The organism is Duganella paludis (genome assembly GCF_054461335.1).
Map to the genome: position 1 here is coordinate 702683 of NZ_CM136922.1, position 23560 is coordinate 726242.

21 protein-coding genes and 8 tRNA genes are annotated in these 23560 nt (G+C 63.0%); 10 read left to right on the top strand and 19 right to left on the bottom strand.

Translation table 11 applies throughout. The features are described from left to right. Positions 1–10 precede the first annotated feature (10 nt). The gene (locus ACXZ1M_RS03125; RefSeq protein WP_459051766.1) at positions 11–2002 is read left to right on the top strand and encodes a S8 family serine peptidase; all 1992 of its coding nucleotides are present in this window, start codon (positions 11–13) and stop codon (positions 2000–2002) included. A gap of 44 nt (positions 2003–2046) precedes the next feature. On the opposite strand, the gene ACXZ1M_RS03130 is transcribed toward ACXZ1M_RS03125, so the two are convergent. Continuing rightward, positions 2047–2122 (bottom strand) — tRNA-Glu (locus ACXZ1M_RS03130). Between the two features lie 37 nt (positions 2123–2159). Beyond that, positions 2160–2235: transfer RNA gene (locus ACXZ1M_RS03135), tRNA-Glu, on the bottom strand. Positions 2236–2427: 192 nt separating this feature from the next. Between ACXZ1M_RS03135 and ACXZ1M_RS03140 the strand changes: the two genes are divergently transcribed. Next, positions 2428–2691, top strand: coding sequence for a hypothetical protein (locus ACXZ1M_RS03140; protein WP_459051767.1), 264 nt, complete (start codon positions 2428–2430; stop codon positions 2689–2691). Positions 2692–3524: 833 nt separating this feature from the next. Here the strand turns inward: ACXZ1M_RS03140 and ACXZ1M_RS03145 are convergent. The 11 genes from ACXZ1M_RS03145 to apbC all read right to left on the bottom strand — a co-directional run bounded on the left by ACXZ1M_RS03145 (position 3525) and on the right by apbC (position 10133). Continuing rightward, a tRNA-Glu gene (locus ACXZ1M_RS03145) sits at positions 3525–3600 on the bottom strand. A gap of 30 nt (positions 3601–3630) precedes the next feature. Beyond that, a tRNA-Ala gene (locus tag ACXZ1M_RS03150) sits at positions 3631–3706 on the bottom strand. 34 nt (positions 3707–3740) lie between these two features. Continuing rightward, positions 3741–3816: transfer RNA gene (locus ACXZ1M_RS03155), tRNA-Glu, on the bottom strand. Positions 3817–3851: 35 nt separating this feature from the next. Then, positions 3852–3927: transfer RNA gene (locus ACXZ1M_RS03160), tRNA-Ala, on the bottom strand. A 49-nt stretch (positions 3928–3976) separates the two neighbouring features. Continuing rightward, positions 3977–4052: transfer RNA gene (locus ACXZ1M_RS03165), tRNA-Glu, on the bottom strand. Between the two features lie 33 nt (positions 4053–4085). Continuing rightward, positions 4086–4161: transfer RNA gene (locus ACXZ1M_RS03170), tRNA-Ala, on the bottom strand. Positions 4162–4246: 85 nt separating this feature from the next. Next, positions 4247–5668, bottom strand: coding sequence for a glutamate--tRNA ligase (gene gltX / locus ACXZ1M_RS03175; protein ID WP_459051768.1), 1422 nt, complete (start codon positions 5666–5668; stop codon positions 4247–4249). A gap of 62 nt (positions 5669–5730) precedes the next feature. Then, positions 5731–6846: an alanine racemase gene (locus tag ACXZ1M_RS03180; protein ID WP_459051769.1), complete on the bottom strand. Its 1116-nt coding sequence runs from the start codon at positions 6844–6846 to the stop codon at positions 5731–5733. Beyond that, positions 6840–8576, bottom strand: a complete 1737-nt coding sequence (locus ACXZ1M_RS03185) for a hybrid sensor histidine kinase/response regulator (protein ID WP_459051770.1) — start codon at positions 8574–8576, stop codon at positions 6840–6842. Before ACXZ1M_RS03185 ends, ACXZ1M_RS03180 begins: the two co-directional genes overlap by 7 nt. A 64-nt stretch (positions 8577–8640) precedes the next feature. Beyond that, the gene (locus ACXZ1M_RS03190; protein WP_459053966.1) at positions 8641–9027 is read right to left on the bottom strand and encodes a DUF4399 domain-containing protein; all 387 of its coding nucleotides are present in this window, start codon (positions 9025–9027) and stop codon (positions 8641–8643) included. Positions 9028–9044: 17 nt separating this feature from the next. Continuing rightward, positions 9045–10133, bottom strand: coding sequence for an iron-sulfur cluster carrier protein ApbC (apbC, locus tag ACXZ1M_RS03195; RefSeq protein ID WP_459051771.1), 1089 nt, complete (start codon positions 10131–10133; stop codon positions 9045–9047). A 99-nt stretch (positions 10134–10232) separates the two neighbouring features. Here apbC and metG point away from each other — a divergent pair, with 99 nt between their 5' ends. The 4 genes from metG (at position 10233) to ACXZ1M_RS03215 (ending at position 13620) form a co-directional block, all read left to right on the top strand. Beyond that, positions 10233–12398 carry a methionine--tRNA ligase gene (gene metG / locus ACXZ1M_RS03200; RefSeq protein ID WP_459051772.1) on the top strand — a complete coding sequence of 722 codons (2166 nt, stop codon included), beginning with the start codon at positions 10233–10235 and terminating at the stop codon, positions 12396–12398. Between the two features lie 10 nt (positions 12399–12408). Then, positions 12409–12888, top strand: a complete 480-nt coding sequence (locus tag ACXZ1M_RS03205; protein ID WP_459051773.1) for a GNAT family N-acetyltransferase — start codon at positions 12409–12411, stop codon at positions 12886–12888. Positions 12889–12983: 95 nt separating this feature from the next. Further along, positions 12984–13301 carry a hypothetical protein gene (locus tag ACXZ1M_RS03210; protein WP_459051774.1) on the top strand — a complete coding sequence of 106 codons (318 nt, stop codon included), beginning with the start codon at positions 12984–12986 and terminating at the stop codon, positions 13299–13301. 1 nt (position 13302) lies between these two features. Further along, positions 13303–13620, top strand: a complete 318-nt coding sequence (locus ACXZ1M_RS03215) for a hypothetical protein (protein WP_459051775.1) — start codon at positions 13303–13305, stop codon at positions 13618–13620. Between the two features lie 3 nt (positions 13621–13623). Here the strand turns inward: ACXZ1M_RS03215 and ACXZ1M_RS03220 are convergent, their stop codons facing one another. Further along, positions 13624–15315, bottom strand: a complete 1692-nt coding sequence (locus ACXZ1M_RS03220; RefSeq protein WP_459051776.1) for an FAD-binding oxidoreductase — start codon at positions 15313–15315, stop codon at positions 13624–13626. 2 nt (positions 15316–15317) lie between these two features. Beyond that, a complete protein-coding gene (locus ACXZ1M_RS03225) occupies positions 15318–15941 on the bottom strand; it encodes a glutathione S-transferase family protein (protein WP_459051777.1) in 624 nt (207 codons plus the stop codon). A 109-nt stretch (positions 15942–16050) separates the two neighbouring features. Between ACXZ1M_RS03225 and ACXZ1M_RS03230 the strand changes: the two genes are divergently transcribed. Continuing rightward, a complete protein-coding gene (locus ACXZ1M_RS03230; protein ID WP_459051778.1) occupies positions 16051–16956 on the top strand; it encodes a LysR family transcriptional regulator in 906 nt (301 codons plus the stop codon). Between the two features lie 10 nt (positions 16957–16966). Here the strand turns inward: ACXZ1M_RS03230 and ACXZ1M_RS03235 are convergent, their stop codons facing one another. Both ACXZ1M_RS03235 and ACXZ1M_RS03240 read right to left on the bottom strand, forming a co-directional pair. Then, positions 16967–18667: a hypothetical protein gene (locus tag ACXZ1M_RS03235; protein WP_459051779.1), complete on the bottom strand. Its 1701-nt coding sequence runs from the start codon at positions 18665–18667 to the stop codon at positions 16967–16969. A 78-nt stretch (positions 18668–18745) separates the two neighbouring features. Next, entirely contained in the window at positions 18746–19648 is a 903-nt protein-coding gene (locus ACXZ1M_RS03240; RefSeq protein ID WP_459051780.1) for a DMT family transporter, read from the bottom strand. Between the two features lie 136 nt (positions 19649–19784). Between ACXZ1M_RS03240 and ACXZ1M_RS03245 the strand changes: the two genes are divergently transcribed. The 3 genes from ACXZ1M_RS03245 to panC are packed head-to-tail and all read left to right on the top strand — an operon-like array spanning position 19785 to position 21849. Next, positions 19785–19994: a DUF3460 family protein gene (locus ACXZ1M_RS03245; RefSeq protein WP_373987914.1), complete on the top strand. Its 210-nt coding sequence runs from the start codon at positions 19785–19787 to the stop codon at positions 19992–19994. A gap of 18 nt (positions 19995–20012) precedes the next feature. Next, positions 20013–20984 (top strand): segregation and condensation protein A, encoded by a 972-nt coding sequence (locus ACXZ1M_RS03250; protein WP_459051781.1) that lies wholly within the window; start codon positions 20013–20015, stop codon positions 20982–20984. A gap of 25 nt (positions 20985–21009) precedes the next feature. Then, positions 21010–21849, top strand: coding sequence for a pantoate--beta-alanine ligase (panC, locus tag ACXZ1M_RS03255; RefSeq protein WP_459051782.1), 840 nt, complete (start codon positions 21010–21012; stop codon positions 21847–21849). On the opposite strand, the gene ACXZ1M_RS03260 is transcribed toward panC, so the two are convergent. Together ACXZ1M_RS03260 and ACXZ1M_RS03265 are read right to left on the bottom strand one after the other, a co-directional pair. Then, complete coding sequence (locus tag ACXZ1M_RS03260; protein ID WP_459051783.1) at positions 21846–22244, bottom strand: hypothetical protein; 399 nt, start codon at positions 22242–22244, stop codon at positions 21846–21848. The genes panC and ACXZ1M_RS03260 overlap by 4 nt on opposite strands. A 64-nt stretch (positions 22245–22308) precedes the next feature. Next, positions 22309–23517, bottom strand: a complete 1209-nt coding sequence (locus ACXZ1M_RS03265) for an EAL and HDOD domain-containing protein (RefSeq protein WP_459051784.1) — start codon at positions 23515–23517, stop codon at positions 22309–22311. Between the last annotated feature and the right edge of the window lie 43 nt (positions 23518–23560).

The window sequence follows — 23560 nt, forward strand, 5'->3', positions numbered from 1 at the left end:
AAGGAACATCATGCCTAAGAATCCCAATGGCGGCGGCGCCACGCCGCAAGATCTCAATCCGGCCGCCACCGACGGCGAACCGGCTGCGCCGGCCGAGAGTAGCAACCCCGGCGGCCGCCGCGCACCCGGCGGCGGCCCAAGCATCAGCAGCGGCGCCGGCAGCAGCGGAGGCGGCGACGCCCGCACTGTCGATGCCGCCTCCGGCGTCGACGGCGCGGACGGCGAAGCCACGCCGCACGCCAACGGCCAGGCTGGCGGCGGCCGCAACATCGGCGCGCGCAAAAAACAATTCGTCATCGCCCCGCGCCATCCACCGGAAGGCTTGCAGGCGCTAGGCTTCCAGCCTTTGCAATTCGACGCGCTGGAACAGGCGCTGCGCAACAGCAGCGATATCGAAGTGGTCGACAAGGTCGGCCCGCGCTCGGTGCTAAGCGCGCTGGCCGACGGCAGCGGTGCTGCGCAAGGCGTGCTGGTGGCGCGCATGTCCGAGCAAAAAGCCGCCGCCTTACACCAGCAGGGCCAGGGCCGCCTGCTGGTCGAGCGCGATCAGCACCTGGCGCTGATGGACCCGTCGCTGCGCCTGCCCGCCATGGTCACCGGCGTCACGCCCACCAACGGCGGCGGACCGGTGCTCAACGCCGTCATCAGCGTGGTCGGCAAGGACGGTGCGCCGCAGGCCAATGCGGAAGTGTCCTTGTTCGGCAGCATGCTGCCGGCCAGCGGCGTGACCGACGCCAACGGCCGCGTCACCCTATCGCTGTTCGGCGAAACGCCGGAGACCGTAAGCGGCCTGTACGTCAAACCCAAGGCCGACTACTGGAGCTTCTACCAGCGCGATCCCGACATCAGCAGCGACGAACCCAACGTGGTGGTGCTGCGCGCGCTATCGGACCAGCCGGCGCTGGCCGGCTTCCCGCGCCAACGTGCCTACGGCTGGGGCCAGAAAGCCATGCGGCTCGACCAACTGCCGGGCAACTATCGCGGCCAGGGCGTGAAGATCGCCATCGTCGACTCCGGTGCGGCCACCTCGCACGACAACCTGCACGGCATCCGCGCCGGCTTCAACGTGCTCAACAAAAAAACCAATCCCGACAGCTGGGACCAGGACACGCTGGGCCACGGCACCCACTGCGCCGGCGTGATCGCGGCGGCCGACATCGCCTCCGGCATACGCGGCTTCGCACCCGACGCCGAAGTACACGCCTGCAAACTGTTCCCCGGCGGCCAAGTCAGCCAATTGATCGACGCGTTGGAATACTGCATCGACAAGCAGATCGACGTGGTCAATCTCAGCCTGGGCGGCGCGGAAGTCTCGGAAGCGCTGGAGCAGCAGATCATCCGCGCCAAGCGGGCCGGCGTGGCGTGCATCGTCGCCGCCGGCAACTCGGGCGGCCCGGTGCAATACCCGGCCTCGTCGCCGAACGTGCTGGCGGTGGCCGCCATCGGCAAGCTCGACGAATTCCCGGCCGACAGCTACCACGCGCAAACGCTGGACTCCAACGTGGATGCCTACGGCTACTTCACGGCCAAGTTCAGCTGCTTCGGGCCGCAAGTGGGCGTGTGCGCGCCGGGCGTAGCCATCACCTCGTGCGTGCCGCCGAATAACTTCGCCGCGTGGGACGGCACCTCGATGGCGACGCCGCACGTGACCGGGCTGGCCGCACTGTGTCTCGCCCACCACCCGGACTTCCAGACGCAGCAGTACAAAGCGCGCGGCGCCGAGCGGGTCGAGCGGCTGTTCCAGGTGATCCGCGCCAGTGCGCACAAGGTCAGTCTTGGCGACCAGAGCCGCATCGGCTTCGGCTTGCCGGATGCGTTGTTGGCGGTGGGGTTGCAGCCGGCCGGCGCACGGGCGCCGATCCAGCCGCAGCAGTTGGTCTCGCCGATGATGGCACCACTTATGGCCCCGATGTCGGCACCGGCATCAATGTACGATCCGTTCATGCTGGGCACGATGCAGTACTACCGTCCGCAGATGGGCTACGCGCCGATCGCTTGGTAGGGCCGGAAATGCAAAAAGCCGCACAAGGCGGCTTTTTGCTGATTTGGCGTCCCCACGGGGATTCGAACCCCGGTACTCACCGTGAAAGGGTGATGTCCTAGGCCTCTAGACGATGGGGACAGAAACTGTCCGTACTGGCCGCTTGGAAATGTCGCATTGGCGTCCCCAGGGGGATTCGAACCCCCGTACTCACCGTGAAAGGGTGATGTCCTAGGCCTCTAGACGATGGGGACATTTCCAAGGCGCGTACTATATCAGTGTAATTCTACGAACGCAATAGCAAGTCATTGTTTTTGCAGAAAATTGCCGCAAGATTAGCATCGCTACAACGTTGCTCGGGCGGCGGGTTTTGCACCCAAGCAGAAATTCGACGTGCGTTGACTCCTTGGTAAAATGCAATTATCGATACCTGCATGGACAATCATATGGACACCATCAGCAAAGCATTTGGGACTTTACTGCTTGGCGTTTTCGCTTGGGTGATGATCGTGGATGTGGCACGAGCGTTGCGCTCTGGTGTTGCGGTATTCAGGATAGGTCGCTGGAGCGGTCCTTGGGAGAATCCAATTAGAAAACTGATTTCCCCAAGCGCTTACTGGCTCGCGGTCCTTACGTCTACTCTTTGGGCGCTTGCATTAAGTATCGTCTTTTTTTTGTGCGCAATTCCCAGCATGCTCCGATTGCTTTGAGTCGACAGATGTCTGCTTCTGGGCGTGCTCGACCAAGTTAGCGACGCAGCCAGAGGAGACAGTCGCCCTTGCAGACATTGCAAGGCCATCAACGGGGGTTATCAACGCAATCGATGTGATGCACTCCCGGATGGGCGTTTGGCGCCCGAAGTCCACATGCCATGGCGTGCAGTTTTGAGAAGTCTTCGCGCCCTCCAACCCCGTATCGAACAAAAGCGCCAATTATCTTTCCTTGACGTGCCGCCATCGCCTCTGCGTTTTCGCCTGATTGATCATCATTCCAGACCGACCATGCGGCACCTAGATCTCTATCGATCCTGACGATTGCGACATAGTTTTTGCCAGGCTTCCCACCAAAGATTTCCAGCTCACAGAGAATCACAGTTTCTCCTGGACGGGCAGGAAACGCTCGTCGAGGTGTCCCGTTCTCGGAGCCAGGGTCAGCTCTGTCTTTCGCGGAGCCAGGGTCAGCTCTGTCTTTCGGACATCAGAACAATTTGTTTGACTAATCTCAATACGCATATTCAGGCCTTTTCACGTATTGATGAAGATCAAAGATTCGTACTGGTTGTCCAAATGACAGAGCTGACCCCGTCAGACGAAATGACAGAGCTGACCCCGTCAGACGGACCCCGTCAGACGGAAATCGAAACGAAAAAATTTCTCATATGGTGCTCGTAGCGGATTATAGAAAATTTCGATGACCGTGAGCTTAGCATCTTGCCGTAACGAAAATATGCGTACTTTGTCACATGTGGGGAAGAGGAAAATATACGGAGGGGCAGCTGCGCGCAGAAAACAAAAAAGCCGCTCAATGGCGGCCTCATCATTTTTGGCGTCCCCACGGGGATTCGAACCCCGGTACTCACCGTGAAAGGGTGATGTCCTAGGCCTCTAGACGATGGGGACCAAGGAACTTCATCATGCATTCTGCGCTGTTGGTGGAGGTAAGCGGGATCGAACCGCTGACCTCTTGCATGCCATGCAAGCGCTCTCCCAGCTGAGCTATACCCCCCGGGCGCAGAAACATTTACTACTTTTGCCATCGCTGGCGTCCCCAGGGGGATTCGAACCCCCGTACTCACCGTGAAAGGGTGATGTCCTAGGCCTCTAGACGATGGGGACCTCGGAACTACGGCACTACAATCATCTTCCGTGCTTGGTGGAGGTAAGCGGGATCGAACCGCTGACCTCTTGCATGCCATGCAAGCGCTCTCCCAGCTGAGCTATACCCCCTCTGGCACAGAAAATTTTACTACTCACTACTTACCAGCCTTGGCGAAGCTGGCGTCCCCAGGGGGATTCGAACCCCCGTACTCACCGTGAAAGGGTGATGTCCTAGGCCTCTAGACGATGGGGACCTTGGCACTACGGCACTACAAACTCTGCAAACTTGGTGGAGGTAAGCGGGATCGAACCGCTGACCTCTTGCATGCCATGCAAGCGCTCTCCCAGCTGAGCTATACCCCCGTTTGCGCGAGAGACAAGAGTATAGCAGAGGCTCCGTATTATGCAAATACCCTTTTGCAACTTTGCCCCTGCTTCAATGAAAAATTTAGAGGAACTTCGCCACGCGCGCCACAACGGTGTCGCGACCGAAGATTTCCAGCACCGCGTCGATCGCCGGCGTCTGCAGCTGACCCGTGGTAAACAAGCGCAGCGGCATGGCGATCTGCGGCATCTTCAAACCGTGCGCGGCCAGCACTTCTTTAATCATGGCAGCCAGCGCGGCCTTGTTCCACTCCACCGTTTTGCAACGCTCGGCGAAATCGGCCAGCGCCGGCTTGACGGCGTCGGTCACGTGCTGGGTCAGCAGCGCGGCATCGGGCTGCGGCTCGCGGAAGAACAGCATGGCGGCGTCGGCCAGTTCATTGACGGTGTTGACGCGCTCCTTCATCAGGCCCAGCACCACCGCCAGCGACGGCGCACCTTCCAGCACAGCGCCGTTGGCCAGCATGCGCGGCTTGGCCAGTTCGGCCAGGCGTTCGTTGTCGGCCTGCTTTATATAGTGGTTGTTCAGCCAGTTCAGTTTTTCGATGTTGAACTGCGCGGCCGAGTTGGACAGGTGGCTGCCGTCGAACCAGGCGCACACCTGCTCCATCGAGAACACTTCGTCGTCGCCGTGGCTCCAGCCCAGGCGCGCCAGGTAGTTCAGGATGGCTTCCGGCAGATAGCCTTCGGCCGGGTATTGCATGACGTTGACCGCGTCCTTGCGCTTGGACATCTTGGCGCCGTCCGAACCGAGGATCATCGGCAGGTGGCCGTATTCCGGCAGCGGCGCACCGATGGCGCGCAGGATGTTGATCTGGCGCGGGGTGTTGTTGACGTGGTCGTCGCCGCGCAGGACGTGGCTGATTTCCATGTCCAGGTCGTCGATGGCGACGCAGAAGTTATACGTCGGCGTGCCGTCCGGGCGTGCGATGACCAGGTCGTCCATCTCTTTATTGCCGATGGTGATAGGGCCTTTGACGAAATCGTTCCAGGTCACTTCGCCGTCGAGCGGGTTCTTGAAGCGCACCACTGGCTTGCGACCTTCGGGAATGGCCGGCAGGGTCTTGCCCTCTTCCGGACGCCAGGTGCCGTCGTAGCGCGGCTTTTCGCCGGCGGCCGTGGCCTTGTCGCGCATGGCTTGCACTTCTTCCTGCGACGAGTAGCAGTGGTAGGCGGTGCCGGCTTCCAGCATCTGGCCCACCACTTCGCGGTAGCGGTCCATGCGCTGCATCTGGTAGAACGGGCCTTCGTCGTGGCTCAATCCGAGCCAGGCCATGCCTTCGATGATCGCCTGTACGGCTTCCGGGGTCGAGCGTTCCAGGTCGGTGTCTTCGATGCGCAGCACGAAGGTGCCGCCGAAGTGACGGGCGAAGGCCCACGAGTACAGCGCCGTGCGGGCGCCGCCGAGGTGGAGGTAGCCGGTCGGGCTTGGTGCGAAACGGGTGCGGACTGGCTTGGCTGGTGCCGGGGATGGAACATTCGTCATCGAAGTAAAAAGCTGAGATATAAAAGCGCTATTTTACCGCGTCGGCGACGCTTTGCCGCCAATTACCAGCCGCTGAAGCGCGGCCAGACCTGCATATCGCCGCCATGTTGCGCAATCACTTGGTACTGGCCATGCTGCGCGGCGGTAGCGCAGGCGTGGTTGGGCAGCACGCGCAGGCTGCTGCCGACCGGGAAGCGCTGTGTGATGTCCACACCGGCGTCACCTCGCCATTGCAATACGCCGTGCTCCTGGTTGGCCTTGCCGAAGCCGAGTTCCGGCAGCGGCCGGCCATCGGCGTCGCAGACTTCGCCATAGCCATGTGAGTCGTGGCCGAGGTCACGGCTCATGGCCATCCAGCCGCCGTCGGTGATGATCCAGCCTTGATCGGCCTGGTGGCCGATCACCGTGCACAGCACGCTGATGGCAATGTCGTCGGTGGTGCAGACGCCCACATCGGCCATCACCATATCGAAGAATATGTAGACGCCGGCGCGTACTTCAGTCACGCCTTCCAGATGGCGGGCGCTGAGGGCGGTGGGCGTCGAACCAACGCTGACCACCTCGCAGGCGTGGCCGCCGTGGCGCAGCAGCATCGCAGCGGCTACGCAACGCGAGCGCTCCTGTTCGGCCATGGCGGCCAGCGCTTCGGGCGTGTTCAGGTCGTAGGATGCGCCGGCGTGCGTCATCACGCCTTTCAAGCGGGCGCCGCCATGCAATGCGGCGGCAATGTCGAGCAACACAGGATCGTCGGGCTTGACGCCAGAGCGGTGGCCGTCGGTGTCGATCTCGATCATCACCTCGTAGCAGACGCCGTTCTCCGCGCCGTGCCGCGCCACCTGTTCCGCCATCGCCACCGATTCCAGTAGTAGCGTCAGACGCAGGCCTTCGCGCATCAGCCTCAGCGCGTGCGGCAGCTTGTTCGGCACGATACCGACCGCATACAGGATGTCGTCAATACCCGCGCGGAAGAACTCCTCCGCCTCCTTCAACGTGGAGACAGTAATGCCGCGCGCGCCGGCCGCCATCTGCCGCCGCACCACTTCCACGCACTTACTGGTCTTCACATGCGGCCGGAAAGCCACGCCCAGCTGATCCATGCGCGACTGCATGCGCCCCACATTGCGCTGCATGCGCGCCTCATCCAGCAACAGCGCCGGCGTTTCCAGTGTTTCTAGCATTTGGCCTGACTCAGGTGCGACAGTGTTTCGGTGACCTTGCTTAGCATCACCGGCTTGGTCAGATGGTGGTCGAAGCCGGCGTTCTGGCTTTTCAGGCGGTCTTCGTCCGTGCCCCAGCCGCTCAGGGCGGTCAGGTAGAGATCCTTCAATGCCGGCTGCCGGCGCAACTCGCGCGCCAGGTCGAAGCCGTTCAGCTGCGGCATGCCGAGGTCGAGGAAGGCCACGTCGGGCTGGAATTTGAGCGCTGCCGCCACGGCCACAGGCGCTTCCAGCACCACGCTGACCTCGTGACCGAACTCCTGCAACAGCATCGCCAGCGTTTCCGCCGCGTCGGCATTGTCGTCCACCACGAGGATGCGCAACGGTCGCCCCTCATCGGCGGCTTGCGCGGCATCCGTGGCCTGCTCGCCCAGGCCGGCGCCGTCCAGCATCGGCAGGCGCAGCGTGAAGACGGAGCCGCTCTCACTGCCGGCGCTCTCCACCTCGATGCTGCCCTCATGCATTTCGGCCAGCTGCCTTGCCAGCGCCAGGCCAACGCCCAAGCCGCCCTGCGAACGCGCGGCGCTGCGGTCGACTTGCGTGAACAGCTCGAAAATCTTCGGCAACATGGCGGCCGGAATGCCGATGCCGTTGTCGACAACGCGGATCACGACTTCCTTGCCCACCGTTTCAGCGATCAGTGCAATCTCGCCACCCTGCGGCGTGTACTTGGCGGCGTTGTTGAGCAGGTTGCTGATGACCTGGGCCACGCGGGTCAGGTCGGCGTCCAGCCAGACGACGTTGCCGGGTACGGTGACCATGAATTTGTGATTGGCGGCGTTGATCAGCGGCCGGCTGGTTTCCACGGCGCTGTCGATAATCGCGCCCAGTTCCACGCGAGCGCGCTTGAGCGTGACCATGCCGCGACTGATGCGCGACACGTCCAGCAAGTCGTCGATCAGGTGCACCATGTGGCCAAGCTGGCGTTCCATCATGTTCATGATGCGCGGCGCCTGCTCAGGCTTGCCGATTTTGAGCACGGCCAACCCGGTCTGGATCGGCGCCAGCGGATTGCGCAGTTCGTGCGCCAACGTGGCCAGGAATTCGTCCTTGTAGCGGTCCGCCTCGATCAGGCGGCTGGCCTGATGGCGCAAGGCCTCGGCTGATTCGTTGCGTTCAATCAGGTCGGCGGCTTGGCGCGCGACGATGTCGAGCAGGCGCAAGTCGCGCTCGGCCGGCTCGTGGCGACGCGTCCAGTGGGTGGTGATCATGCCGATCAGGCGGCCGTCGCGCGTCAACAGCGGAGTCGATTGCGCCGACTGCACGCCGGCCTTGCGGAACGCGACCAAATCGTCCGTGCCTTGAAGCGCAGCGCACGCCTCGAAGTCGGGCACGATCACCCGCTCGCCCGCCGCCAGCGCCATGCCGCAGGTGCACGGCCGTCCGGCGTACACCCAGCGCCAATGATCGAGCGCCTCCTGATTGAGGCCCTGCTGCGCAATGATCTGCAGCTCGCCGCGCACCGGGTCGTAGCGTTGCATGCTGCCGAAATCGGAACGCATCACCAGCGTGGCGGCATCGACCAGACGTTGATACAAATCGCCGATGTTGTTCTCGTCGATCAGCATCGCGCTGATGCCGTGCAGCAGTCGCGCATCGGCCAGCTCTTCCTCCAGCTGCCGCTGCGATTCGTCGCGCATACGCAAGGCGTTTTCCAGCTCGGCGGTGCGTTCCAGGACGCGGCGTTCCAAAGCCAGATCGGACTTTCTGCGATCCGCTTGCAGAGGTATGACGGCTGTATGGTTGAGCATGGTATTACTTCACCGTGATCTTGATTTCCTTGTTCATGCCGGGGCCGTAGGCCTGGTGCAGGCCATTGGCGAATTGCATGGTCAAGGTGTAATTGCCGGGCGGCAGGGTCAGCTCGGTTTCGGTCTGGCCCTTGCCGAAGTGGATGTGCTTGTCATCGGCGGGAATCACCTCGCCGGCCTTGACCGGCGTGGCGTTGACCAGCAAATGATGATGACCGGTATTCGCCGTCATGTCGCCGGCCGGCTTGACGTCCATGCCGCTCACGGCAAACTTCACCTTGAACGGACTGCTGACGGACGCGCCGTTGGCCGGCTCCACGAACGATACCGACTGCTGGGCCAACACGCCGGCACTCAGCGTCATCAGAATTGCAGCCAATACCGGTCTCATCATGATGATTCTCCTGTTTAGTCGTTCTTGACGACGATGGTAGGGAACTTGCTGGTCATGTCCTTGGCCTTGTCGGCCACCTGAATTGCCACTTTGCGGGCGATCTGCTTGTAGATCTGCGCGACTTTGCCGTCCGGATCGGCCACCACGGTCGGCTTGCCGGCGTCGGCCTGCTCGCGGATCGCCATGGTCAAGGGCAGCGCACCGAGGAAGTCCACGCCGAAGTCCTTGCAGATTTTTTCGCCGCCGCCGTGGCCGAAGATTTCTTCCGCATGGCCGCAGTTGGTGCAGATGTGCACGCTCATATTCTCCACCACGCCCAGGATCGGGATGCCGACTTTCTCGAACATCTTCAAGCCCTTGCGCGCGTCCAGCAGCGCGATGTCCTGCGGCGTGGTAACGATCACCGCGCCGGTCACCGGCACTTTTTGCGACAGCGTCAGCTGGATGTCGCCGGTGCCTGGCGGCATGTCGACGATCAGGTAGTCCAGGTCGCGCCAGTTGGTCTGTTCCAGCAGCTGTTGCAGCGCCTGCGTGACCATCGGGCCGCGCCACACCATCGGCTCATCCGGGTCGATGAGGAAACCGATCGAGGACACCTGCACGCCGTAGTTTTCCAGCGGCTCCATCGATTTGCCATCCTTGGTTTCCGGACGGCCGGACACGCCCAGCATCATCGGCTGCGACGGGCCGTAAATATCGGCGTCCAGCAGGCCGACCGAGGCGCCCTCGGAAGCCAGCGCCAGCGCCAGGTTGACGGCGGTGGTCGATTTGCCGACGCCGCCCTTGCCAGAGGCCACGGCAATGATATTCTTGACGTTGACCATCGGCTTCAGGCCGCGCTGCACGGTGTGGGCGATGATCTTGCTGTACACGCTGACGCTGATGTTGCCCACGCCCGGCAGGGTTTTCAAGCCGGCGATCACGCTGCTGCGGATGCCGTCGATCTGGCTGTTGGCGGGATAACCGAGCTCGATGTCGAGCGAAACGTCGTCGCCGTCGACTTTCAAATTCTTGACAGATTTGCCGCTCACAAAGTCTTTAGTTGTATTTGGATCAACAATTTTCGACAGGGCGGCTTTGACGTCTTCTACAGCAATGCTCATGTAACTCTCCGATAAATAGGCCTTCATTCTAGCGCAACATGCGCACTAGCCGCATCCGCTGTTAAAATGCTCCTTTTCCACCCACAAAGTGCAACAACCATGACTCGCAAGCTGTTCGTCACCACTGCCCTGCCCTACGCAAACGCCGCTTTCCATATTGGCCACATGATGGAGTACATCCAGGCCGACATCTGGGTCCGGTTCCAGCGAATGCAGCGCGACAACGGTGCTGCACGCGAAGTCCACTTTGTGGGCGCCGACGACACGCACGGCACGCCGATCATGATCGCCGCCGAGAAGGAAGGCATCACGCCGCAGGAGTTCGTGGCCAAGATCGCCGCCGGCCGCGCCCAGTACCTGGACGGCTTCCACATCGCCTTCGATAACTGGTACTCGACCGATTCGCCGGAAAACGTCGAACTGTCGCAGGGCATCTACCGCAAGCTGCGCGATGCCGGCCTGATCCAGACCAAAACCGTCGACCGCTTCTTCGATCCGGTCAAAGGCATGTTCCTGGCCGACCGCAACATCAAGGGCGAATGCCCGAAATGCGGCGCCAAGGACCAGTACGGCGACAACTGCGAAGTGTGCGGCGCGGCCTACCAGCCGACCGACCTGGTGAATCCGTTCTCGGTATTCACCAACGCCACGCCGGTGCTGAAGCCGTCGGAACAGTATTTCTTCAAGCTGTCGGACAAGCGCTGCTACGAATTCCTCAAGGAATGGCTGAACACGCCGGGCCGTTTGCAGCCTGAGATGGTCAACAAAGTCTCGGAATGGCTGGGCGAAGCCGGCGAAAAGCTGGCCGACTGGGATATCTCGCGCGACGCGCCCTACTTCGGCATCCCAATTCCGGACGCGCCGGGCAAGTACTTCTACGTCTGGCTGGACGCGCCGGTCGGCTATCTGGCCTCGCTGAAGAACTACTTCGGCAAGCAAGGCATCGACTACGACGCGTTCCTGAAAGATCCGGAAGCCGAGCAGATCCACTTCATCGGCAAGGACATCGTTTCCTTCCACCTGTTGTTCTGGCCGGCAATGCTGAAGTTCGCCGACCACCCGACCATCGAACGCATGCGCGTGGCGGTGCACGGCCACCTGACCGTGAACAACGAAAAAATGTCCAAGTCGCGCGGCACCGGCATCTCGCCGCTGCGCTACCTGAACCTGGGCATGAATCCGGAATGGCTGCGTTACTACATCGCCTTCAAACTGAACTCCAAGGTGGAAGACCTGGACTTCACCGGCGACGACTTCGTGGCCCGCGTGAACTCGGATCTGATCGGCAAATACGTCAACATCGCTTCGCGCTGCGCCGGCTTCATCGCCAAGAAATTCGACGGCAAGCTGGCTTCCAGCCTGTCCGAGAACGCGCAATCGTGGATCAAGCGCGCCCTGGTGACGCCGGAAGGCGTAGAACGCCAGGCCAACATCGCCGCCAATTTCGAGTCGCGCGAGTTCGGTAAGGCGCTGCGCGAAATCATGGAAATCGCCGACATCACCAACCAGTACGTGGACGAGAACAAGCCATGGATCCTGGCCAAGGATGATAGCAAGCTGGCCGAACTGCACGACGTCTGCACCACCGCGCTGATCCTGTTCCGCCAGCTGACGCTGCTGTTGTCGCCGGTGTTGCCGGGCGTGGCCGCCAACGTGGCCAAGTTCCTCAACGACGAGCAACTGGTGTGGGCTGATACCAACGTCGCCAGCGGCGTGGTGTCGAGCGCGATGCTGGGCCGCACCATCGGCGCCTACGCCCACCTGATGACCCGCGTCGATCCGAAGATGATCGAAGAGCTGTTCGATGCACCTGCCGCCGGCGCCGCTGCCGCAGCCGCACCGGCCGTCAAGGCCGAGAAGCCGGCCAAGGCAAAAGCCGCCCCTGCGGTGGCAGTGACCGAAACCGGCATCGAAGTGATCGCGCCGGAAATTTCGGTCGACGACTTCTTCAAGGTCGACCTGCGCATCGCCAAGATCGTCAACTGCGAACACGTGGAAGGCTCGGACAAGCTGCTGCGCCTGACGCTGGACGCCGGCGAAGGCCGCCTGCGCAACGTCTTCTCCGGCATCAAGTCGATGTACCAGCCGGAAGACCTGATCGGCAAGCTGACCGTGCTGGTGGCCAACCTGGCGCCGCGCAAGATGAAGTTTGGCGTGTCGGAAGGCATGGTCATGGCTGCGTCGGCGGTCGATGAGAAGATCAAGCCGGGCATTTATATCTTGAACCCATGGCCGGGCGCTGAGCCAGGCATGCGCATCAGCTAAGGACCACGGCATGAACCTTGTAGTCAGGGAAGCGACAAAGGACGATGCCAAACTGATCGCCGGTCTCACGCGTGCCGCGTGGGCCGGCAAGGTAAGCGTCACCTCCAGTGGCCACCGCGAAACCGCCGTCATCGTTGCAGAGCACCTGCGCGATGGCGGCGGTTTTGTTTTGGAGGTCGACAATCAGGCCATTGGCTCGGTACGCTGGCTGCCGCTCGATTCCGAGCCGGACGTGTGGGAAGTGTGCCGCATGGGCGTGTTGCCGGAGTACCGGGGCAGCAACCTGTCCCAGCACCTGCTGGAAGCGGTGATCCACCACGGCCTGGCTACCGGCGTGGAGGAAGTCAGGCTAGCCGTGCGCGCCGACCAGTCCAAGCTGATCGATTTCTACACGGCCTACGAGTTCGAGCTGGCCGAAGAGCTGGAATATACCCACGCCAACCCCATGGAGCCGGCGCCGCTGGTCATGCGCCGTTCCCTGCGGTACTAGCGCCCCCGCAAAATTCTGACTTCGACACGGGCAGTGCTCCTACGCGCCAGCCGTGCTTAGCATGGAACAATGGTTGCATTCCAAGGAGGCAACCGATGAACAAGCTACTCGCATTCTACGTAATGGCCGCGTGCCTGGGCTCCGGCGCTGGCGCCTGGGCGCATCAGGCCGAATCCGATCCGGCGGTGAAGACTGCGAACGGCAAGACATCTCCTGCCAAAAAATCCAGCAAAGCCGCATGCAGCAGCATGCAAGGCGGCGTGGACGCTAGTGGCGCCGAAAGCATCGACGCCCAGGCCAAGGCCAAAACCACCGCAGCCAGCTGCGGCAAGGCCAATGGCAAAGCCTCCTCACCCAACGCCGCGCCAACAACCGCCAATCCGGACGTCAAACGTCCCACCAAAGGAGAATGACATGCATAGCAAACTGATCGCCCTCGTAGCAGCCGCTTGTCTGAGCACCGCCGCCATGGCCCAAACCGCAGGCACCAGCAACACCGGCACGCCTACCCAAGGCCAAAGCGCCACCACCAGCGGCGAGCAAAACGCCACCACCATGCAAAACAACAGCAATATGCAAAACATGGCCCCGCCCAAAACCGCCAAGGAAATGAAAATGGCGAAGAAGGACAAGGCCAACAAGACTGATTGCAACATGGCTCACACCGACGGCAACGCCACCGCGCCTGCGCATGCGCCATGCACGGACAAGGAAGTCAAAGCCAAGCGCTAATTTCTACAGCGCCGATGTGACCGGGCGCTGCAGGCTGGCCGGACCAAACGATTCGAATCGAATGCGTTGGTCCGGCACGCCCAGTTTACGCAAGGCTTCGTACATGTCTTCCATGAAGCCGGCTGGGCCGCACATATACACATCGTAGTCGCCAGCCGGCAGCCACTCCCTCAGCCGCGCCACGTCCAGGCGCTTCGCCTGCACGTGCAATAGTAAATTGCTATGCCCGGCCGCCAGCTGTTGCAGATGCACGGCAAACGGATGCGCCACTTCGCGCGCACCATGGATGAAGTGGATCGGGTGCTTGTGCCGCGTGCGGCTGCCGTTCACCAGCAAGCTGTTCAGCATGGCGACCATCGGCGTGATGCCGATGCCGGCCGACAGGAACACCGCTGGGCGCTGCGTGCCCTCTTCAAATACAAAGTCCCCGCCCGGCCCCATCAATTCGATCAGCGCCCCCGGCGCCAGATGCGCATGCAACCAACCAGACACCAATCCGTCGCTCTTCACCGAAATGCGATAACGGCGTCCATCGGCCGCATCGGAGATGGTGTAGCTGCGCACTTGCGACGCCGCGCCGCCGGTGGCCCATTCCGGCACACGCAGCATCACGAACTGGCCAGGCGCATGCGGCGCCACGCCCAGGCCGTCGGCCGGCTCCAGATAGAACGAGCGCACGTCACTGCTTTCCCGCACCACATCGGTCACCGTGAATTGACGCCACCGTTCGGTCAGCCCAGCGGCCGACTGTGCGCGGTCGGCTTCATTCCAGCTGCCGGTACGGGCGATCTGCATGGCCGGCTGCGGTGCGGTCCAGCGGAACGGCAGCGCCGCAACGTTGCGCACCACTTCACGCACGTGAAAACGCAGCAGGCGCTCGGCGCCGGCAAATGCCTGCAACTGCGGGCCGTCCCAGATGATCTCCGCCTCCACCGCGATGTGCAGCATGTCGCCGCGCTCGAAGTCGATGAACAGCAGGCCGGCGCGTGGATACAGGGCCAGGTTGCCTTGCGTATTGAAAAAGAAATTACCGACGAACTCGGGAGACGTCAGCGTGTGTTCGTCGTCGACGCGCACAAAACCTGGCCGGCCGCCGCGATGCGAAACGTCCACACCGCGACCGCGTCCCGCATCCTCCGCCATATTTGCGCTGGCGATAAAGAAGGTATCGGCGCGCGCAATCAACTCTCGGTCGGCCGCCGTCAGCGCCACGCCGCGCAGCACCTGCACTTTGCGGCCCTCGGCAGGCACGTCGCTGTGCTGGCGGTGCTGGATGTATTGCGGGCAGTTGCCGAAACTTTGCGTCACGGCCACGCGCAGGCCGCCCTCGTCGGCGGAAACGATCTCGCCGTTGACGCGGTTGCGGCGGCGCGTGGTCGGCTCCAGGCCCAGGCCGCCGATATGGCCGCCGGCATGCAGCTGGCCTTCCAGCGGATCGCCGGCCAGCACGCCGCCGTCGAAATGCAGCGTGCGTTCGTCAGGCGAGCTGACGAAGCCGGGAGCGGCGGCCAGCATGGTGGCCCAAGGCTGCCCTGCGCCATCCAGCGCGCCCAGGAAGAAGAACGGCAGTTGGGCGTAAAACTGGCGATGCTGCTCGGGCATGAAGTCGCGAATATACGGCGCCGCGCCAGCCATCTGATCGCGCACACCAACGCGTTCCTGAATTGCTAATTCACCGGCATGGAACGGCGTCATGATTATGCCTCCTCGGGAGCCAGGCCTGCCGCAGTGGCAGGCATCGGAACGAAGCCCGGCAGCGCGCGGACATTGTCCAGCCAGGCGCGCATGTTCGGATACGGTTTCAGCGAAACGCCGCCTTCCGGCGCATGGGCGATGTAGGTGTAGCAGGCGATGTCGGCGATGGTGGCGTGCTCGCCCACCACCCAGTTGCGGCCTTGCAGTTCCTGCTCCATTACATCGAACAGGCGCACCGCCACGGCCTTGGCGGATTCGTGATCGCGCGGCATGCCGAACACCGTTACCAGGCGAGCCGTGGCAGGACCACCGGCAATTTTGCCGGCGGCGACCGCCAGCCAACGCTGCACGTTGGCAGCGGCGACCGGATCGCGTGGCAGCCAACGGCCGCTGTCATCGTATTTGCAGGCCAGGTAGACCAGGATGGCGTTGGAATCGGCCAGCGTCACGTCGCCGTCCTGCAGCACCGGAATTTCGCCGAAACTGTTCATGCCCAGGAAAGGCGGCTTGCGGTTTTCGCCGTCTTTCAGGTCGACCATCACATACTCGTGTGGCAGCTGCAACAGGTTGAGAAACAATTCTGCGCGGTGGGTGTGGCCGGAAAGTGGGACGCCGTAGAGCTTCATGATAATTCCTTGCTGGGTGAGTGGATGAAGCAAGTATAGGCAGAGCAGAAGGTTCTGATAAGCCGGACAATACCGGAATCACTTTCCACTTAAAGTGTACAATTACCTCATGATCGATCTCAGCACCATCAACCTGAACCGTCTGACCACCTTTGTTGCCGTGGTGGAGGCCGGCTCGCTCACGGCCGCCGCCGAGCGGCTGGGGCTGGCCAAGTCCATGGTCAGCAAGCACATGCAACTGTTGGAAAAGGAAATCGGCGTCGGCCTGCTGCTGCGCTCGACCCGCAAGCTGAGCCTGACCGAGGCCGGCCGCACTTTCTACGATGCCAGCCGGCAGGTGCTGGCGGCGGCCGAACAGGCCATCGAACAGGCGCGCAGCGGCCGCGACACGCCGCAAGGCACGCTGCGCGTCGCCTCGCCTATCGACTACGGCGTGATCGTGGTGATGCCAGTGCTGGCGCAGTTGCGCGAGCGCTACCCGGCGCTGAAGATCGACCTCACCTGCGGCGACCACCTCATCGACTTGATCGCCGAGGGCATCGATGTCACGGTGCGGCTCGGCAAGCTGGCCGATTCCGGCCACATGGCCTCGCGCGTGGATACGCTGGGCCGCTGGCTGGTGGCCAGCCCGGCGTTCATCGCCCGCCACGGCCTGCCGGCCAGTCCGGACGATTTGCCGCAACTGCCATACGTGTCTCTGTCGGTGCTGGCGCAGCCGGCGCAATTTACGCTGGTCGACCGCGCCGGCAATCAGGTCGAGGTGCGCATGCAAAACACGGTGTTTTCATCGAATACGGCCTATGCCACGCGGGCGGCGGCGCTCGCCGGCGACGGCATCCTGCGCGCCACCGTGTTCTCGGTGAAGGACGATGTGGCGGCCGGACGGCTGGTGCGCGTGCTGCCGGAATGGTTGCTGCCGGAAAGCGACATTCACGCGGTCTATCCGGCCACCGCCCACCTGCCGCAGAAAGTGCGCGTGTTCATCGACGCGCTGAAGGCGGCCACCGGCGGCTAGCCGCTTGCGCTCACCGCTTTCTCCGCTGCTGCTGCCGCTGCTGCTGATCTTGCCGGTCCCGCCGGCTCCGCAGGTGCGGCAAAACCTGCTGGCGACGGTGGATCAGCCACGCACCCACACCGATGCAGCACGCCGCCGCCACAGCCCACAGCCACGTTGCCAGCATCGACTGGGGATAACGTTCCCGTGGCGCGGCCGCATCGCGCAAGCTGGCCGGAAACACGCGCGGCGCGGCCGGCACGATCTTCCAGTCCGCGCGGTTGGCCGGCGCGCGCTGCTCGTACTCGCGCAGCGACAGCACCGGGTCATAGCCGAACGCGCGCGACGACGGAAACTGCGGAATGCGCACAAACAGCACCGCTTCCAGATCCTTACCCAATTGCGATTCAAAAGCGCCGGCAATGCCTTTCCGCGCCGGCACCCGGCCGAGCAAGTCCTGGCCGATGGCTGTGAACGCGGCGAAGGGCAGCAGCTCGGTGCGCTCGGTCTTCAGGTAATCATAGGCGCTCTGCCCCTGCTTCAGGCTCACTTCCTTGAGCGCGATGTAGGGCAAGGCCAGCGCCGCCTTCAAGGGACTCTCCCCGCCCATGCGCGGAATCTCCCAACCCAGTGTGCGCAGCGTTTCCACGTTGATGCCGGCGCAATTGGTGCTGGCGTGGCGATACTGGAAATCCTGCCGGTAGAAATGGCTGAGCACGCGGCTGATCGCCTCCTGGTACAGCGCCGGCGCGCGCGCATCCTTCAGCACCGCCACCAGCATGTAGGAAGGCCGGTACCACGCCTGTCCGCTGTTCAAATCGCCCATGTAGGCGTCCATCGGCAAAGTGGCGGCGATAACGCCTTTCTCGCTGACCGAAGCCAGGCTGTAGAAATTATTCACCAGCCAGTTGTCCCACTCCCCTGCCGGACCGTAACGGCCGGTGGCGATGGCGAAATGGCCGCCGTAGGATTCATCGTCATCGCCCTGCGCGCCGTTCAGCATGAAGGCCAGCACCGGCTTGCCGGCCAATGGCAGCGGCTCGCCGGCCCCGTCGCGTCGCCACAACGTCCGCACGGCATATGGCGCGGTGGCGCCGCCGCGCTGCTCGCGCACCAGGCTCTCGATGCTTTCGCCGGCCGCCAGCGGTTTGCCCGGCGGCGCAGCTGCGATCGCATAGCGCTTCGGCCACAAGGTGCGGGCCACGAAGCGCTCTTCGCGCAGCACGCCGCGCGCCTTCACCTCGCCGTCGGCCAGAAAGGCCATGCTGTCGGCGTTGGCGTAGGAGCGGTTGGTGGACAGGCGCGGCGTCAGTTGCACCGCCAACGGCGCGGCGCCGTCGGCGCGCAGCAGTTGGCCGTCGGGCTGCAAGCGGCCTTCCGCCACATGCGGCGAGCCTAACCACAACAGCGGCGGCGGCTGGTCGCGCGGCCGTCCGCCGTTGGCGGACAGCCAGTCCTTGACGTCGTCCTGTGCGCGCAACTGCGGCGCGTAGCCGGCGGCGTTGCTGCGGGCTACGGCGAGCATATCGTCGCCGAAGTACCACAGCGCCTGCGCGCTGACGGGACAATCCTTGCACTGACCGGTGGCGAGGCGGAAGCGGTCGGTGGGATACAGGCCCAGCAGGCCGGGCGCGAGGGCGTCGCGGACACTGGTGTCGGTTGCTTGCGATGGCATGGCGGCGCACAACAGCAACAACGCCGACAACGCAGCGGAAGATGGGCTCAGCGGCATACTGTCGCTCCGGTGATGATGACGGAGTTGCAGTCTAGAACGCCTACAAAGGTCGCTTGTTACGCTCCGTCAAGCTTTTCAGCTGCGCCGGGCCGATACCACAATGCCGCCGACGATCAGCGCGAAGGCGGCGGCATGGTAGCCATGCGGCGCCTCGCCGAGGAAGGCGGCGGACAGCACGGCGGTGAACAGCGGCGTCAGGTTGACAAAAAACGCGCCCACCGACGGCCCGGCCGCCTGCACGCCGGCGCCCCAGCAGCGGAAAGCGATCACCGCCGGGCCGACCGCCACGTAGACCAGCGCCGCCGCCAGCGTCCAGCTCCACTGCACCGGTATCGCGCCCAGCGCCTGCTCGCCGATCGCAAAACCGCCCGACCACAGCACGCCGAACGCCACCTGCGCCAGCAGGAAGCTGGCCCAGTTGGCGCGCACGCCGGCCGGCTCCCTGGTGCGCAACAGCATCCAGCTGTACAGCGACCAGGCGATGGTCGCTAGGATCATGAACAGGTCGCCCGCCACCAGGCGCAGTTCCAGCACGTGGCGCCATTCGCCGCGCGCCAGCACCAGCAGCACGCCGGTGATCGACAGCACGGCGCCGGCCACCTGCTTGCGGCTGACCGGCACGTCGAAGAACAGCCAGCCCGTAAGCATCATCCACACCGGCATGCCGGACGCCACCAGCGTGACGTTGATCGGGGTGGAGCTTTGCAGCGCCATGTATTGCAGCGCGTTGTACATGCCGATGCCCAGCAGGCCGAGCATCGCGTAAGTCTTCCAGTGTTGCCACAGCCCGGCTTCGCGGCGGAACACCGGCCCGGCCAGCGGCAGCAGGATCAGGAAGGCGATGCCCCAGCGCAGGAAATTCAGCAGCACCGGCGGCAGCATGTCGTGTAACAGGCGGCCGACGATGGCGTTGCCGGCCCACAGCAGTGGCGGCAGGGTCAGCAGGAAAACGGTTTTGGGCGTGAGACGTGTAGTCATGGACGTTATCTTTGTGATTCGTGCAACATTATCCGCTAGAGCATAACCGATCCGGCCGGGGCGCGAGCGATACAAATAGCGCTGGAGCGCTGCGGCGCGGTAAAATAGCCGTTGCTGATCCACCCACTTAGATAATATGAAACTTTCTAAACAACATTCGATGTACGAATCCGACCACACCCTGTTCATCAAGGCGTTGAAGGAAAAGAATCCAGGCATGGAAGCTGGCCAGCAACAAGGCCGCGCGCTGCTGTGGGACCGTCCACCGATTTCGCTGGATGAGCAACAGCGTCAGCTGGAATCGGCTGTGAAGCAACAAGCTTACGTCTACCAGAACAAGCTCTAAGCACCCTGGGCGGCAAGGATGTTGCCAGACGATACGGCCGACCTGGAGCCTGTACCGGAAGCCGAAGCCGGCACGCCGGGCGACGGCGCCAATCCGCTCGCTAAAGCTGGCGACGCTGTAGCTGGCGACGCAGTAGCTGGCGACGCAGTAGCAGGCGAACCTGCGGCCGTTGAGGCTGCGGTGGCCGAAGCTGCGGCCGTCACCGCCGAAGTCTCCAGTCTGGCCCGCCTGTACGGCGAGCCGCTGCTCAAGCTGCCGACCGACCTGTACATCCCGCCCGATGCGCTGGAAATCTTCCTCGACGCCTTTGAAGGCCCGCTGGATCTGTTGCTGTACCTGATCCGCAAGCAAAACTTCAACATCCTCGACATTCCAATGGCGCAGCTGACGCTGCAATACCTGAAGTACGTCGACCAGATCCGCCTGTCCAACCTGGAGCTGGCCGCCGAGTACCTGCTGATGGCGGCCATGCTGATCGAGATTAAATCGCGCATGCTGCTGCCGCAGCGCCAGGTCGATCTCGATGTCGAAGCGGACGATCCGCGCGCCGAACTGGTGCGCCGCCTGCTGGAATACGAACAGATCAAGCTGGCCGCCTACGACCTGAACACGATTCCGCAGATCGACCGCGATTTCGTGCGCACCCAGATCTTCATCGAGCAAAGCCTGATCCCGACCTGGCCGGAAGTGGCGCCGATCGACTTGCAGCAAGCCTGGATGGACGTGATGAAACGCGCCAAGCTGACCCAGCATCACAAGATCAGCCGCGAGGAGCTGTCCGTGCGCGAGCACATGACCGGCATCCTGCGGCGCCTGCAATCGAGCCGATTCGTCGAGTTCGCCGACCTGTTCGACATCGGCGGCGGCGTGCCGGTGGTGGTGGTGAACTTTGTGGCGCTGCTGGAGCTGGCCAAGGAAACCCTGATTGAAATTACCCAGGCCGAACCGTTCGCACCGATCTACGTGCGCCTGGCCTATTCGTCGGCGTAAGCCGGCCACAAGAAGAGCAAACAACATGAAAATCATCACCTCCATTGAAGAACTGCGCGACCAACTGAGCGGCCAGCTGCGCACGGCGTTTGTCCCGACCATGGGCAATCTGCACGAAGGCCACCTGTCGCTGATGCGCCTGGCGCGCAAGCACGGCGACCCGGTGGTGGCATCGATCTTCGTCAACCGCCTGCAGTTCGGTCCGAACGAGGACTTCGACAAATATCCGCGCACCTTCCAGGCCGACGTGGAGAAACTGGAGAAGGAAGGCGTGTACGTGCTGTTCGCGCCGACCGAGAAGGATCTGTATCCGGAGCCGCAGGAGTACCGCGTGCAGCCGCCGGATGGCCTGGGTAACACGCTGGAGGGCGAGTTCCGTCCGGGCTTCTTCAACGGCGTGTGCACGGTGGTGACCAAGCTGTTCTCGTGCGTGCAGCCGCGCGTGGCCGTGTTCGGCAAGAAGGATTATCAGCAGCTGATGATCGTGCGGAACATGACGCGCCAGTTCGCCATGCCGACCGAGATCATCGCGGCCGAGACCTATCGTGCGGACGATGGTTTGGCGCTGTCGTCGCGCAATATGTATTTGTCGGAGACGGAACGTGCGGAAGCGCCGGCGCTGTATCAGACCTTGAACTTCGTCGCCAACGAGATGCGCTCCGGCCATCTGGACGTGTTCCAGCTCGAGCACAAGGCGATGGACGATCTGGCCAAGCGCGGCTGGAAGCCGGACTACATTTCGATCCGCAAGCGCAACGACCTGCAACCGCCAAACGCCGGCGACCTGGCGCAAGGGGCGCAACTGGTGGTGCTGGCCGCCGCCAAGCTCGGCTCGACCCGCCTGATCGACAACCTGGAAATCTAAGGCTTGCCCGTCGCAGGCGCCGCCGGCAACACGGCCGCGCCTGCCGGCGATAGCTGGATGATGACGGATGGCGTGCTGATGGGCTGAATAGCCACCGGCGCTGGAGGTGCGGCAGCCGGAGGCCTGCTCATACTGATAATGAGGCCGGCCATTGCCACGAACAGACCAATCATCGTGATAAAGAGCCCGGCGATCCATTTGACCAGTTCGGAAACCGCCTTCGCAACCGCACTATCAATCTTGTCATCGATCGTATCAAAGCGGTCGTGAATGGACGCAAAGCGCTCGTTTACCGTTGCGCGAAAGTCATTTATAGACGCACGCAAGTCGTCAACGGAGGACTGCACACCGTCCACCTTGTTGTCGATATACTCTTTGTCGGAATTCGCGTTCATACATCCATCTTGCGCCACGCAATCCGGGGCGTCAACGAATGGTGCGAACAGTGTTTGATGCGGATCAGGCGGCGACGTTCTGGGCCCAGGCCAGCGCCGACAGGTGCGCCTTGTTGACGTCCAACGGGCTCAGCTTCAAGGATGCGGCCAGCGAGGCCACCAGGTCGGAATTCAGCTCGCAGGCCTCGGCCAGCGCCAGGTACGGCCCGTATTTGCCGCTGCGCGTCAACAGCGCCGCCACCACGTCTTCGGACAACTGAATATTGGCCAGCACTTCCTGCATCGGAATCCCCAGCAGCCGGTCCAGCAGCGAGAACATGCCCGCCACGAAAACATTCTCCGCCTCGCTCTTGCCCAGCGCCGGCTGCGCCAGCAGCTCGGCCAGGCGACCGCGCACCACCGCCGTTTCCAGCAGCACCGGCGAATAGCCCGAAGTACTGGCCGTGGCCAGCAACAAGGTCAGCCAGCGATACAACGGCGTATAGCCCAGCAAGGTCAGCGCCTGGCGCAAGGACTGCACCTCCCTGCCCGCGCCGAACCCGGCCGAATTGATAAACCGCAGCAGCTTGTACGACAGCGTGGCGTCGCGCTTGAGCACCGACTCCAGCTGCGCGATGTCGGCGTTCTGCCGCACCATCTGCATCAGCTGCATGATGATGGTCTGGGCCGGATTCAGGCCCTTGCTGTCGGTCGAAGGACGCGGCGTCAAATGCAGCTTGCCGACGAAGGCATTCAGCCCCAGCGCCGCGCAGGCGTCGAAATCGCCCCAGTTGCTGACCGGACGGGCGATCATGCCCACGGTTGATTGCTTCAAGGCCGCATAGGTGCGCGCCTGCGTGCCCACGTCGGCGCCGGAAAAGCGCATCTCCACATACGACGCCATGGTCGGCAAGCGGCTGCCGATGCGCGTCAGGTCGGCCTCGCGCAGCAGCACGCCGACGCCGCCGGCGCGCAAGCCCTGCACCGCCGCCATGGTGTCCGCATTGGCCAGCTCGGCCGCACGAATGGACAGCACGGTACGCTCCGGCGGCAACGCGTGCAGCGCGTCGGTCGACAGCATGGCGGGGACAGCTTCAAGGAAAAGGGTTTTGTCGCGAAGCAGCCAGCCGTCATCCTCGTCGAGGACCTGGCTGGCCACAAAGCCAACCAGCGACTCCAGCGCATCAAGCGTGGAGGCACCGGCCGAGGCCTGTTGCCACGTCAATTCGTAGCCTACGACCCGTTGTTTTGGGTCAAGCAGGGGTTCGCGGACGAGAAAGTTGGTCTGGTGCATGGCACTGTCTCAATATAAGGCCCGCAGCCCTGCTTTATTGCTC